The 13,591-nt window shown below is 36.6% G+C and carries 15 protein-coding genes; 4 read left to right on the top strand and 11 right to left on the bottom strand.

The features are described 5' to 3' along the window. The first annotated feature begins 23 nt into the window (after nt 1-23). Complete coding sequence (locus ACPWSR_RS00980; RefSeq protein ID WP_426349825.1) at nt 24-605, top strand: hypothetical protein; 582 nt, start codon at nt 24-26, stop codon at nt 603-605. A 71-nt stretch (nt 606-676) separates the two neighbouring features. On the opposite strand, the gene ACPWSR_RS00975 is transcribed toward ACPWSR_RS00980, so the two are convergent. Genes ACPWSR_RS00975 through ACPWSR_RS00955 form a run of 5 tightly spaced genes read right to left on the bottom strand, consistent with a single transcriptional unit; the run spans nt 677 to nt 5,497 of the window. Then, nucleotides 677-1,747, bottom strand: coding sequence for an ABC transporter substrate-binding protein (locus tag ACPWSR_RS00975; RefSeq protein WP_426349824.1), 1,071 nt, complete (start codon nt 1,745-1,747; stop codon nt 677-679). After that, nucleotides 1,744-2,538 (bottom strand): ABC transporter permease, encoded by a 795-nt coding sequence (locus ACPWSR_RS00970; protein ID WP_426349823.1) that lies wholly within the window; start codon nt 2,536-2,538, stop codon nt 1,744-1,746. Before ACPWSR_RS00970 ends, ACPWSR_RS00975 begins: the two co-directional genes overlap by 4 nt. Then, complete coding sequence (locus tag ACPWSR_RS00965; RefSeq protein ID WP_426349822.1) at nt 2,535-3,377, bottom strand: ABC transporter permease; 843 nt, start codon at nt 3,375-3,377, stop codon at nt 2,535-2,537. Before ACPWSR_RS00965 ends, ACPWSR_RS00970 begins: the two co-directional genes overlap by 4 nt. A gap of 2 nt (nt 3,378-3,379) precedes the next feature. Further along, nucleotides 3,380-4,954, bottom strand: a complete 1,575-nt coding sequence (locus ACPWSR_RS00960) for an ABC transporter ATP-binding protein (RefSeq protein WP_426349821.1) — start codon at nt 4,952-4,954, stop codon at nt 3,380-3,382. A gap of 9 nt (nt 4,955-4,963) precedes the next feature. Next, nucleotides 4,964-5,497 (bottom strand): helix-turn-helix domain-containing protein, encoded by a 534-nt coding sequence (locus ACPWSR_RS00955; RefSeq protein WP_426349820.1) that lies wholly within the window; start codon nt 5,495-5,497, stop codon nt 4,964-4,966. Between the two features lie 258 nt (nt 5,498-5,755). Between ACPWSR_RS00955 and ACPWSR_RS00950 the strand changes: the two genes are divergently transcribed. Both ACPWSR_RS00950 and ACPWSR_RS00945 read left to right on the top strand, forming a co-directional pair. Beyond that, nucleotides 5,756-6,841 carry a DUF871 domain-containing protein gene (locus tag ACPWSR_RS00950; RefSeq protein WP_426349819.1) on the top strand — a complete coding sequence of 362 codons (1,086 nt, stop codon included), beginning with the start codon at nt 5,756-5,758 and terminating at the stop codon, nt 6,839-6,841. A 91-nt stretch (nt 6,842-6,932) separates the two neighbouring features. Beyond that, the gene (locus ACPWSR_RS00945) at nt 6,933-7,238 is read left to right on the top strand and encodes a hypothetical protein (protein WP_426349818.1); all 306 of its coding nucleotides are present in this window, start codon (nt 6,933-6,935) and stop codon (nt 7,236-7,238) included. Nucleotides 7,239-7,303: 65 nt separating this feature from the next. Here the strand turns inward: ACPWSR_RS00945 and ACPWSR_RS00940 are convergent, their stop codons facing one another. Genes ACPWSR_RS00940 through sufC form a run of 6 tightly spaced genes read right to left on the bottom strand, consistent with a single transcriptional unit; the run spans nt 7,304 to nt 12,407 of the window. Then, nucleotides 7,304-7,465: a rubredoxin gene (locus tag ACPWSR_RS00940; RefSeq protein ID WP_426349817.1), complete on the bottom strand. Its 162-nt coding sequence runs from the start codon at nt 7,463-7,465 to the stop codon at nt 7,304-7,306. Nucleotides 7,466-7,467: 2 nt separating this feature from the next. Then, nucleotides 7,468-7,896: a Fe-S cluster assembly sulfur transfer protein SufU gene (sufU, locus tag ACPWSR_RS00935; protein ID WP_426349816.1), complete on the bottom strand. Its 429-nt coding sequence runs from the start codon at nt 7,894-7,896 to the stop codon at nt 7,468-7,470. Then, the gene (locus tag ACPWSR_RS00930; RefSeq protein ID WP_426349815.1) at nt 7,886-9,118 is read right to left on the bottom strand and encodes a cysteine desulfurase; all 1,233 of its coding nucleotides are present in this window, start codon (nt 9,116-9,118) and stop codon (nt 7,886-7,888) included. Before ACPWSR_RS00930 ends, sufU begins: the two co-directional genes overlap by 11 nt. Beyond that, nucleotides 9,108-10,217, bottom strand: coding sequence for a Fe-S cluster assembly protein SufD (gene sufD / locus ACPWSR_RS00925; protein ID WP_426349814.1), 1,110 nt, complete (start codon nt 10,215-10,217; stop codon nt 9,108-9,110). The genes ACPWSR_RS00930 and sufD overlap by 11 nt, the downstream gene beginning before the upstream one ends. Nucleotides 10,218-10,228: 11 nt before the next feature. Continuing rightward, nucleotides 10,229-11,638 carry a Fe-S cluster assembly protein SufB gene (gene sufB / locus ACPWSR_RS00920; protein ID WP_426351339.1) on the bottom strand — a complete coding sequence of 470 codons (1,410 nt, stop codon included), beginning with the start codon at nt 11,636-11,638 and terminating at the stop codon, nt 10,229-10,231. 19 nt (nt 11,639-11,657) lie between these two features. Beyond that, entirely contained in the window at nt 11,658-12,407 is a 750-nt protein-coding gene (gene sufC, locus ACPWSR_RS00915) for a Fe-S cluster assembly ATPase SufC (protein ID WP_426349813.1), read from the bottom strand. Between the two features lie 360 nt (nt 12,408-12,767). Here sufC and ACPWSR_RS00910 point away from each other — a divergent pair, with 360 nt between their 5' ends. After that, complete coding sequence (locus ACPWSR_RS00910; RefSeq protein WP_426349812.1) at nt 12,768-13,577, top strand: ZIP family metal transporter; 810 nt, start codon at nt 12,768-12,770, stop codon at nt 13,575-13,577. Nucleotides 13,578-13,591: the final 14 nt, after the last annotated feature.

Below are 13,591 nucleotides of genomic sequence, written 5' to 3'. Positions count from 1 at the left end.
AAAAGCTTTTAGGGAGGTGAACTATGAATAGTCAATTGATAGGTGCGTTGTTTATGGCAATTATCTGTATTTATTTTATTTACTCTAAGAACAATGTCTATCTTATAGGCGATAACAGCTTTGACATTTTGGTGGATATACAATCCCATGTGCTTAATACAAAAAAGGAAATATCCTTGGTTTCTTCTAGATATGTAGATAATACAAGGATAGTTACCTTTTCTATGGGAGGGGAGCTTGGAATGGCTATTTATACTAAGGGGTATAATAGTAAGCTGATGCTCAAATGGATAGATTTTGGAGCAAGCAGATGCTTTTCTAGAACAATTTCTACGGCTAAGGGGAAGTATCTTATAATTTCAGGGGATAATAGTGAGCTTCTTATAGATAAGGTGGAAACAACGATTAATAAAGCTAAGTTATACCTTTCCACAAAAAATGAAAGGTATTTCCTTAAAGTTTGTCCTTTAGAATCTCAGACCATAGAGGGAATGGCTTTGTTAAAGCTGTATAACAGAAATGGAGAAGACATCACCAGTGAGCTTATGTATAGGGAAGAGTTAGACTACAGTACCGATGACTTTGCTTTTATTAATAATAATTAGCTTCAATAATAATATAGCTGTTGTTTATAAAGAAAAAAATGCTGCACAATCTATACTGTGCAGCATTTTTTTTAATTTGCCTTAACCTTAAGCCATAGCTCAGAAAGCTTTTGCTTAAGTATTACATTGTCTGTAAATACTTCATCCTTGTCATAGCCGGTTCTTGGTAGGTAGGCTTCATTATCTTCATAATAACCACCATTGCTGCTCATATCATCTAATACCTCTTTATTTGAGGAAGCATAGCCAACAGTTTCAGTATTATCTAAAGAAGCATCATAGGTTAATACATAATTTATAAACTCATGGGCAAGCTTTGGGGCTTCGGAATTTTTAGGTATTACCATGGAGTCTGACCAGAGGTTTGTTCCTTCAGAAGGAAGATAAAAGCTCATATCTTCATTTTCATCGAGAATAACCGTTGCATCTCCACTGTAAACTAGTGCAATATCCTTTTGGCCACTGAGCATTCCATCAATAACCTCATCGGTAACATATGCTGGTTCCATAGTATTATTAAATTCCTGCAGCCACTTATAGGCAGCTTGTATTTCTTCTTCTTTCTCAGTATTCATAGAGTAGCCAAGAGCCTTAAAGGCTGCCATAAAAGCATCTCTTTCAGAATCGTACATGTAAACCTGACCCTTATAATCAGTGTTTTTAAATATATTGAAGCCTTCTTTTTCTATAAGCTCCTTAGGTACATTCTTATTATTGTAAACAATACCTACATTACCCCAGAAATAAGGGACTGAATAGCTATTGTCAGGATCATAAGGAAGATTAGTAACGCCCTCTGCAAGGTTTGAGAGGTTTGGTAAAAGCTCTTTGTCTAGGGGTAAAAGAGCATCTTCGCTCATTAAACGCTGAATCATATAATCAGAAGGAATCAATATGTCGTATTTGGAACCACCTTGAAGCTTTGTATACATTGCTTCATTAGAATCAAAGTATTCAATTATTACATTAACACCAAACTCATCCTCGAAGTCAGATATTAAATTTTCTCCTGTATATTCCCCCCAGGTAAAGACCTTTAAGGTGTCGGTGCCATACTTCTCTATAGCTTCCTCTGAGCCAGAACCACCACAGCCTGTAAGAAGCAGGGCTGCAGATAAAATTAATGCCGATATTTTTTTCATTCTGTACCTTCCTTTACTTTAGATTTTAGTGCTGGCAAAAGGTTAATTAATACTAGCACTATGGTTATTATTAATATAATTATTGTTGAAAGAGCATTAATCGATGGATTAATACGCTTGCTCATGGTATAAACCAGTATTGATATATTATTTACTCCATTTCCTGTTACAAAATAGGAAATGACAAAGTCGTCAAAGGACATGGTAAAGGCAATTAGTGCCCCGGATACTATACCAGGCATTATTTGAGGAACTATTACTTTTAATAATGCCTGCCAGGGAGTAGCTCCTAAATCTAAGGCAGCGTCGGCAAGATTAGGATCTAAGGAACGAAGCTTAGGTGCTACACTAAGTATAACATATGGAATACAAAACATCACGTGGGCCAGAAGCAGTGTACCAAAGCCTTTTTCGATGCTTAAGGCACTAAAGAACATCAATAGTCCAATAGCTGTTACTATTTCAGGATTCATTATGGGAAAATCGCTTATTCTTTCCACGAGAGTTTTTAATAATCTATTGCTTTTTGAAAGACCAATAGCAGTTATAGTCCCTACTATAGTGGAAATTATCGTAGCCAGCACTGCTATGATAAAAGTATAAACTATAGCATCGGTCATGGTAGAGTTACTAAACATCCTTTCATACCACTGGAAGGAAAAACCGTTCCAGTGAGTTAGAGATCTATTACCGTTAAAAGAAAATATTATTATATAGATTATAGGTATGTAAAAAAACAAAAGCATTAAGGAAATAAATATCTTAGAGGTTATTCCTTTTGATTTTTTCATAGCGTCGCACCTCCTCTGGATGGGTCGTTTTTGTCAATCTTTTTTGTGATATACATTGAAAGCATAATGATAATAGCCATTATAAGAGAAATAGCGCTTCCAAAGTTCCAATTTCCAGAGGTTAAGAATTGTGTTTCAATTACATTACCTATCAATACATATTGTCCACCGCCTAAAAGCTTAGGGATAACAAAGCTTGAAACAGAAGGTAGGAAAACTAAGGTTATACCACTGATTACTCCTGGCAGGGATAAAGGTAGAGTTACCCTTATGAAGCTTTCGATTTTATTTGCACCTAAATCACTGGCAGCTTCTAACAAGCTTTTATCCATCTTTTCTAAGGAGGTATATATCTGAAGAATCATAAATGGTACAAAGTTATATACCATACCTAATATTACGGCAAAGTTCGTATAAAGGAGCTTAATAGGTTCCATGCCGAACCACCCAAGAATTGTGTTAATAATACCATCATCCTGAAGTATACCGATCCAGGCATAGGTTCTAACAAGCATATTTATCCACATGGGAATAGTGATTAAAAGCAGCAGCATCACCTTAGTCTTACCCTCAGCTCTTGCGATAATATAAGCAGAGGGATAGCCTATTAGTATACATATTATCGTGGTGATTACAGCTACCACCAGGGATCTTTTTAAAACATCTGTATATATTGGATCACTAAAAAATTTAGTGAAGTTTTCCAGGGTAAAGCGAATGGTGGTTACATCGTTACCCTTTGTAGTAAAGGCATATAGAAGGATAAGCAGCAGAGGTGCTACTATCATTGCTGAAATCCATGCTATATAAGGATAGGTCATATTACGAAACTGTCTCATAATTAATAACTCCCTTGCTTAGACATGATGTGAATATCATCAGGAGTGAAATCAAGACCTACCACTGACCCCACCTCATAATAATCAGTAGTATCAATCTTATATTGATAGCCTTCAGTCTTGAAGGTTACCTCATATTCTCCTGGTACTATATTTTCAGAATCAAAGTCATAAATGACCTCTGTTATCTCTACAGGAGAGTCATCCTCTAAGCTCCAAGCAGAAGCATTGGCCCAAGTTTTTAAATCTGTTGTAAGGGTCATGCTTTCTTTTATGTCATCAACGCTTTTAAAGATATTAACTGCAAAGATTTCCTCTTGATATTCACTGCTTACAATTCTGTTTTCATCGGTAACTATCATATTAACAGTTACAGAGGTGCCAGCTTGTGTTGAAAAGGTAACGGGATAAATACCGTTCTTTTCACTAATTTCATATTCAACCCTGTGAATAGAAACAAAGGTATCAGTATCTGGATTCCAGGCCTGTGCATCAGCTCTAGCTATTATATCTGCCTCAGTGAGCTCCTTAATATCATTAACATCAAGGTAGAAGTCATTAGCACTCATTCTTTCATTTGACCTTTCATTGATTACTGGTTTTTCACCAGAAACCTTCATGGTAACGGTGATGCTGGTTCCTGATCTGGTTTCTACTACAGTTTCATAGTGTACTCCTTTAAAGAGGACTGATTTGACAGTTCCCTTAAGCTTTCCTTGTTCTGTTGGAACTATATCCAGGTCCTCTGGACGGATAACCACGTCAACCTTTTCGTTTTTCTGGAAGCCGAAATCCACACAATTAAACTTTTTGTACTCAAACATTACTAAGTAATCCTCAAGCATAACACCATCTATGATATTACTTTCCCCTATGAAATTTGCTACATATTCATTGATAGGCTCATTATATATATCTGTAGGAGAGCCAATTTGAAGAATTTCTCCTTCCCTCATAACTACTATTTTGTCGCTCATGGTAAGGGCTTCCTCCTGGTCATGAGTTACATAAATAAAGGTTATACCAACCTCCTGCTGAATTTTCTTAAGCTCATGCTGCATTTCCTTTCTAAGCTTTAAATCCAGAGCACCTAAGGGTTCATCCAGAAGCAGCACCTTTGGCTCATTAACTAAGGCCCTAGCGATGGCTACTCTCTGCTGCTGTCCACCAGACATTTCAGTTACCTTTCTATTTCTATATTCCTCAAGACCAACGAGCTTAAGCATACGCATAACCTTCTGCTCTATTACATCCTTGGGCTCCTTTTTGATTTTAAGTCCAAAGGCTACGTTGTCATAGACATTCATGTGAGGAAAGAGGGCATATTTTTGGAAAACAGTATTAACCTCTCTTTTATAAGGAGGAATATTGCTTATATCCACATTATCAAAAAGAACCTTTCCTTCTGTTGGACTTAAAAAGCCACCAAGTATTCTTAATAAAGTTGTTTTACCACAGCCAGAAGGTCCCAGGAGAGTAACAAATTCATTTTCGTTTATATCTAAATTTATTCCCTTTAATACTAGCTGACCGTCAAAATCTTTTACAATGTTTCTAAATTGAATTAGTTTTCCCATACTAACCTCCTAAAATAGTGGCGGAGTAGATATCCAGAGAATCTTAGCCACTGATTTTTTATCGTTTCTTATAAAGTGATGATACTTTCCATTTAAATAAAAGGTTTCACCCTTTTTTAGTACATATTCATTATTCCCATTAACTAGAGTAATACGTCCCTCCAGAACATAACCAAACTCCTCACCATCATTTGGGTTAACCTCGAAGCTTTTGGCTCCTGGGAGAAGCTCAAGGAGAATTGGTTCCATTTCATTCTTTTGAGAGTTAGGAACTATCCAGTTAACTGTATATTCTTCTCTTTCATCCACATAGAAATCCTTCCCCTGAAAGGTTACCTTTTCCTCCTTTTCCTCTAAAAAAAAGTCGGAAAGAGTACTGCCTAATACCTCCAATATATCATCGAGAGTGGAGATTGAGGGAGAGGTTAGGTTCCTCTCAAGCTGAGACAAAAAACCCTTTGTTAATTCGCAGCGACTTGCCAATTCTTCTAGGGTTAAGCCTTTCTGAAGTCGGAGCTGTTTTATCTTATAACCGATATCCATAAGCCCTCCTGATGATTACATATACTAAACAATATTATTATTCTTACTAAACAGATTATATTATACTATAATCCTATGAAAATTCAAGGTGTTTATAGAATCATTTGTTAATATAGTGTATCTAATGGAAATGATTAAATTATTTAAGTGTAGCTATACTTCATTACTGGTAATGCGTTGGATTATCAAGTATGCTAGAATTAAGTTAAATGAACTATTAATTAGTGAGCTGTGGTAAGCAAAAAAGGAGTGATATTTGTGCATAAGTTTGGTATATCATTATATCCTGGACATTCAGATCCAGAAAAGGATTTAGAGTATATAGACCTTGCAAGTAGTTATGGTGTTAAGAGGGTGTTTACCTGTCTATTATCCGTAGAAGGTGACAAAGAGAATATATTAAAGGCTTTTAAGAAGGTCATAAACCATGGAAGAGAAAAAGGAATGGAAATAATAGCTGATGTGAGTCCTAGAGTTTTTGGAGAGCTTGGTATAAGTTATACGGATTTATCCTTTTTTAATGATTTAGGCGTTTATGGTATAAGGCTAGATATGGGCTATTCTGGCTTAGAGGAAGCCATGATGACCTATAATCCATATAATTTAAAAATAGAAGTTAATATGAGCAATGCCAATAGATATATAGAGAATCTTTTAAGCTATAGACCAAATAAAGAAAACTTATTAGGCTGCCATAATTTTTATCCTCATAGATATTCTGGGCTTTCTTATAATCATTTTATTAAAGTCAGTGAAGAATTTAAGAAGGGTGGTTTAAGGACTGCTGCCTTTGTAAGCTCTAAAGAAGCTACCTTTGGTCCCTGGCCTATAATGGAAGGGTTACCAACCTTAGAGCTTCACAGAGAACTGCCCATTGAGGTTCAAGGAAAGCATTTGATAGCTACCGGACTTATTGATGATATAATTATCTCTAATTGCTATGCCAGTGAAAGGGAGCTTAAAGCCCTTACATCTATCAACACTGAAAAGCTCACCTTTGGCATTGAGCTCTATGAAGGGGTAAGTGGTCTTCAGAAAAAAATTGTTCTTGAGGAATCTCATTTTTATAGAGGAGATGTTTCTGATTACATGATTAGAAGCACTCAAAGCAGAGTGAAGTATAGAGATGAAACCTTTGAACCCTATAACACTAGGGAGATTAAAAGAGGGGACATACTAATAGAAAATGATCTGTACATGCAGTATGCTGGTGAGCTACAGATTGCTCTTAAGGACATGGAGAACTCAGGAAAGACCAATGTGGTGGGAAGGATAAGGGAAGATGAAATTATGCTGCTTGATTATCTAAAGCCATGGGATAAGTTTGCTTTTACAGAAATTTAGCTATTTTTGTGTCTAGAGCTGTTAATATTTGAAAGTAAATGATATAATAAACAGCTGTAGGATTAAATTAGTTATAGAGGTGTATTAGTTTATGGAAGAAATTAATGTAAGCAAAGTAAAGTGTCCTAATTGTGGTGGACAAGCTATTCCTATGTGGAAAAGAATATGGCATAGTCCTGAAAACCCTATGGAATGTAGTAAATGCAGTAAGGAGCTTTATCCTGTAGGAAAGAATGTTTATTTAATGGATATACCGATGTTCTTGGCCTTTATATTAGGCTATGCTGTTGCTTTAATCAGTAAGGAGGCAATTTTATTCTTCCCGATTTTTTTTATTGGAGTGATAATAACTACATATCTCCAGCATAAAAAGGTTCCTTTAAAGTTAAAAAAGTAGACTGTTATATAGAAAAGGAGTGCTGAAAACTACAGTTTGATGTAGTTACAGCACTCCTTTTTACATTAATCAAGCTCTTCGAAGCAGTCTTTAGGCTCTCCACAGATAGGGCAGAACCAATCCTCAGGAAGCTCATCAAAGGATACTCCTGGTCCTATTCCTACTGTAGGGTCACCTACCTCCGGGTCATAGATATAGCCGCACTCAACGCAGACAAATTTTTTCATGGCTACCTCCCTTTAACACTTTCCTTAAGAGTATGCCAAGCTAAAACAGCACATTTTACTCTGGCAGGCATGTTTGAAATATTTTGAAGGGCAATGGCATCCCCTAAGACTTCTAGCTCATCCTCAGAATTAATCTCTCTTTTAATCATACCTAAGAAGGTTTCTACTAATGAAAGTGCTTCTTCCTTAGATTTTCCCTTTAAGAGATCAACCATCATAGAGGCAGAGGCCTGAGAAATAGCACAACCAGTACCGGTGAAAGATAGGTCCTCTATGATATCCTCATTGAACTTAACCTCAAGAAAAATCTCATCACCACAGCTGGGGTTGAGACCTTTTTCTATCACATCTGCTTCTTTTAGGTGTCTTTTGTTTTTAGTTGAGCTATTATGCTCCATGATAAGCTCTGTATAAATTGAATTAAGATCCATAACCAAGCCATCTCCTTACATTTTTGAGACTGTCAATAAAGGCATCTACATCAGCTTTGGTATTATATAAATAAAAGCTAACTCTACAGGTGGAGTTAATACCTAAGAATCTCATCAAGGGTTGTGCGCAATGATTCCCAGAACGGATGGCAACACCATATGAATCTAATATAGTTGACACATCATGGGGATGAACGTCTTTAACATTGAAGGATATAACTCCTCCTTTTTTTGAGGGATCCTTAGAACCATAGATTGTAATAAAATCAAGCTCTTCTAGTCTTTCATGACAATAAGCTAATAGCTTTTGTACATGCTCCTCGATTTCTTCCACACCAATAGCTTTTATATAGTTAATTGCTTCCATTAAGCCTATGGCAGCCTCAACATTTTGTGTTCCACCTTCAAATTTATAAGGTAGCTCTGCAAAGGTGGTATTATCTTCATACACATATTCTACCATATCTCCTCCAAAAAGGAAGGGTGGCATCATTTTAAGAAGATCTTTTTTTCCGTATAAAACACCAATACCCATGGGCGCCATTATCTTATGCCCTGAAAATACAAGAAAATCAGCATCTAATGACTTAACATCAATGGGCCTATGAGCTATCGCTTGGGCGGCGTCTATACAGACAACAGCTCCTATTTCATGAGCTCTTTCTATTACCTTATCCACAGGAAATACAGTACCAAGGGCGTTGGACATCATAGTTATGGCCACCAGTTTAGTTTTTGGAGTGATTTTTGAAGTGATTTCCTGAGGGGGAAGCTCCCCATTAGAATCCAGGTACATATACTTTAAAGTAGCGCCTTTAGCTTTTGCTACCTGCTGCCAGGGGATTAGATTGCTGTGGTGCTCAGCAATGGATAAAACAATTTCATCTCCAGGCTCAATAAAGCTCATACCATAGGAATAAGCTAAGAGATTAAAGCTCTCTGTGGAACTCTTAGTAAATATTATCTCCTCAGTAGAGGCGGCTCCTATGAAATCTCTCACTGCTTCTCTAGCGGCATCATGGGCTTCTGTTGCCAGGATGCTGAGCTCATAAGCTCCTCTATGGGGGTTAGCATTAAGCCTTTCATAATAATCTTTAATAGCGTGGATAACAGCCACGGGCTTTTGGGCCGTGGCTGCACTATCAAGATAAATTAATGGCTTTTTGCCAGAAGTATTTAATACTGGAAAATCTTTTTTTATTTCATCAAAATTATTGTGCATCATTTAATCGCCTTTTTATATCTTCTTTTATTTCCTCTCTTAAGGTCTCAAGAGGGATTTGATCAATAATAGGGGAGAAGGAGGCCTCTATAAAGATTCTCTTGGCTTCTTTTTCATCAAAGCCTCTGCTTCGAAGGTAAAATAGCTTCTCTTCATCTATTCTTCCAGCGCTAGCGGCATGCTCTCCTTCAACGTCATCCTCATCACAGAGAAGTAGTGGAACTGCATTGAATTGTGCCTTTGGACTTAATATCATGCAGAATTCTTCTTCACGACCCTTAGAACGGGCTGCGCCTCTTTTAAAGTCTATAGTGCCACGGAAGAGCTTATTGCTTTCATCCAGTAGAGCTCCCTTTACTAGGATATTACCCTTAGCTCTTCTTGCTCTGTGGCTCATTACATAATTTAAGTCTATATATCTCTTTTCATTTCCTAGATATACAGTATCCGCATGACCTTCAGCATTGTCACCAATAAGATAACTGTGATTGCTGGTAACAGAATTTTTTCCGCCTAATTCAATGGATACCATATTAACCTTACCATCACCCTCTACAATAGAGTAGGTGGCATCAAAATAATTTGTGCTGCTAGATAGGGTTTGAAGCTTTACCACTGTTACATGAGCTCCTCTTTTAGCATATATCTTAGTAACACCGTTATAGAAGCCTTCTGTACCTTTTACATCTCTATAATTTAATACTATTGTAAAGCTGCTATTTTCTTCTGCAACGAATACATTGTTTTGAACTATAGCCATATCCTTATCATCGGCTAAAAAGTCAATAACTATAGGCTTTTCAATTTTAACATTTTTATCAGTGTGAGCATAAAGGCTTGCATTGTAGCCCTTTTCTGCCATGAGGGTAAGCTCATCACTGATTCCATATATATAATCACCGGTGAAGCCTATATACTTTGGATTTTCTAAGGAAGTTTGAAGGGTCATCCCTTCTGGGGCTTCCTCAGCAAGATATGTCTTGGTATAAGGCTTAACCTCAGGAATTGTTACATCTTTTATTGTGGCATCATTAACCTGGAGCCATCTGTAGGTTCTAACAGGTATTTTATTTATATTATTAAAAGCAGTATTTACCATTATATATCCTCCTAACCTATAGTTCCCTTTAGCTCAAGCTTAATAAGATTGTTCATTTCAACGGCATATTCTAAAGGAAGCTCCTTTGAAATAGGTTCTACGAAGCCTCTAACTATCATAGCTTTAGCTTCTTCCTCACTCATACCTCTGCTCATTAGATAGAAGATAGCTTCGTCGCTGATTCTTCCGATTTTTGCTTCATGTCCTAAGTCCACGTTATCATTATTTATAGTGATAACAGGAATTGTGTCAGACTTAGATTTGTTGTCTAGCATCAAGGATTCACAGGCAACGGTGGATTTTGAGTGATGTGCATTTTTTGTAATCTTAATAACACCTCTATAGTTAGCAGCTCCGCCATCCTTGCAGATAGACTTTGTGGATGCTGTAGAGGAGGTATATGGAGCAGCATGGATAACCTTATGACCAGTATCTAATATCTGCCCTTTACCAGCGAAGGTTACGCCAGTGAATTCAGATCTTGCTCCTTCACCCTTTAAAATACTCATAGGATATAGCATAGATACCTTGGAACCGAAGGATCCTGATACCCATTCTATAGTACCATTCTTCTCCACTTGGCTTCTCTTAGTATTAAGATTAAGCATATTTTTAGACCAGTTTTCTATGGTGGAGTATCTTAAGGTTGCATCCTCCTTAACATAGAGCTCAACAGCTCCAGCATGGAGGTTTGTTACACTATACTTAGGTGCAGAGCAGCCTTCTATAAAGTGACACTTAGCACCTTTTTCAACAACTATCAGCGTATGCTCAAACTGCCCTGAGCCAGGAGAGTTCAGCCTAAAGTAGGATTGAAGAGGGATTTCTACATTTACACCCTCAGGAACATACACAAAGGAACCACCGGACCATACGGCACCATGAAGGGCTGCAAATTTGTGGTCATGAGGAGGGATAAGCTTCATAAAATACTGCTTTACTATATCCTCATATTCCTTTACTGCTGTCTCAAAGTCAGTGTATATAACTCCCTGCTTAACTAAGTCCTCCTTAATGCTGTGATAAACTACCTCAGAGTCATACTGGGCCCCAACACCGGCTAAGGATTTTCTTTCAGCCTCAGGAATTCCTAAAAGCTCAAAGGTATTCTTGATTTCTTCTGGAACCTCATCCCAGGAGGTCTTCATATCAGTTCTAGGCTTAACATAGGTTACAATTTCATCCATATTTAAATCTGAAAGATCAGGACCCCAGGTAGGCATTGGGGTTTTATTATAAATTTCTAAGGATTTAAGTCTAAAGTCCAGCATCCATTGAGGTTCATTTTTTTCCTTAGAAATTTCAATAATAATCTCTTTAGTTAGTCCTTTGCTGGCTTTATAGGTATATTTGTCTTCATTTATAACATCATAAATACCTCTGTCTAAATCCTCAACATAGGTTTTTTCTCTTGCTTCCATTTCCATTTAGTTCAACTCCTTAAGAAATTAGTTGGTTTTTCAGTTCTTCATAGCCCTTATCATTAATTTCTCTTGCTAGGCTTCCACTTCCAGTCTTAGCTACTTTTCCTTCAATAATTACATGTACAAAATCTGGTTCTATATACTCAAGGATTTTGTTGCTGTGGGTGATTATAATCAGTGCATTTTCACTATTTTTAAATACCTTAACTCCTTCAGCAACTATTCTGATAGCATCTACATCAAGACCGGAATCTGTTTCGTCCAGGATTGCAAGCTTTGGCTCTAAAACTGCCATCTGAAGTATTTCATTTTTCTTCTTCTCTCCGCCGGAGAAACCAACGTTTAAATATCTAGAACCGTAGCTTTCATCTATTTTTAATAGCTCCATCTTCGATTTTAAAAGTCTCTTAAAGCCCATAAGTCCAACATTTTCTCCAGTTATGGCACTCTTTGAGCTTCTTAGGAAGTTCTCTACGGTGATACCTTCTACTTCTTCTGGGTATTGGAAGGATAAGAAGATACCTGCCTTAGCTCTTTCATTTGCTTCCATTTCTAATACGTCTTCACCCTCAAAGGTAATTTCTCCTTCAGTAACTTCATATTTAGGATGCCCCATAATAACATTAGCTAAGGTAGATTTTCCTCCACCATTTGGCCCCATGATTACATGAATTTCACCTTTATTTACTGTTAAATCTAACCCTTTTAATATTTCTTTTTCTTCTACTGCTGCATGTAGGTTTTTAATGTTTAATAAATTTGACATCAAATTCACTCCTTAAAAATCAATTCCGAGTATTTTACTCAAATTATATTCTTATCTTAACAAAGTAGTTATAATTAGTCAATTAATAATTAATAATAATTATTAATTTGATATTGTTATAATTATATATTCATTTGTAAGTTGTAAGAAAATCGCTAAAAAATAGAATATGAAAGAGCTAGAAAGAATTTAAAAATTAATTTAATAACTATTATTAGAGATAAAAAATAAAAATAGAATATTTATAATATTTAACTTAATATAATTTAACTGTTTCTTGGATAATGAATACTATATTAATGATGGATATTTAAGCTTAGATAAAAAGATTATGGCCTACAGTTAAAAAGGAGGGGTACCGTGGATTGGTTTAAGGATTTAAGTCCTGTATTTCAGGCTTTTATAGCTACTTTATTTACCTGGGGAGTAACAGCTTTAGGTTCCTCTATGGTTTTTTTCTTTAAAAATGTTAGTAAGAAGCTTTTAAACTCTATGCTTGGTTTTGCAGCAGGAGTAATGATTGCTGCAAGCTTCTGGTCTCTTATTAATCCTGCCCTAGAGATGGCTGAGAGCCTCAAACAGATACCTTGGTTAGTAGTATCTATAGGCTTTCTCGCTGGAGGCTTATTCTTATTATTAGTAGATAAATTTTTACCTCACCTTCATTTAGGCTTTGATAAGAATGAAAGTGAAGGAATAAAGACTAGCTGGCAGAGAAGTGTCCTATTAGTTCTTGCTATAACCTTGCATAATATACCAGAAGGGTTAGCTGTGGGGGTAGCCTTTGGTGGAGCAGTGGCCGGAATCCCTTCCGCAACCTTAGCTGGTGCAGTAGCTCTAGCCATAGGTATAGGAATACAGAATTTCCCTGAAGGGGCAGCGGTTTCTCTTCCTTTAAGAAGAGAAGGGTATACACCTTTAAAAAGCTTCATGTACGGTCAAGCCTCTGGAATAGTGGAGCCCATAGCTGGTGTTATTGGTGCTGCAGCAGTAATATATATGGAAAAAATACTGCCCTTTGCTCTAGCCTTTGCAGCAGGAGCGATGATTTTTGTTGTGGTTGAGGAGCTAATACCTGAAGCGCAGCACGAAGGGGAGACGGATATTTCTACTATAGCTACTATGCTGGGATTTATTATTATGATGATTTTAGATGTTACCTTAGGTTAGTGGTTAAAATTACC

Origin of the sequence: Alloiococcus sp. CFN-8 (assembly GCF_049943125.1) — a bacterium.
Taxonomy (GTDB): Bacteria; Bacillota; Clostridia; order Clostridiales; family Clostridiaceae; genus JAEXZL01.
Note: the sequence above shows the minus strand (reverse complement) of the source record. Positions and strands in the feature narration are given on the sequence as shown.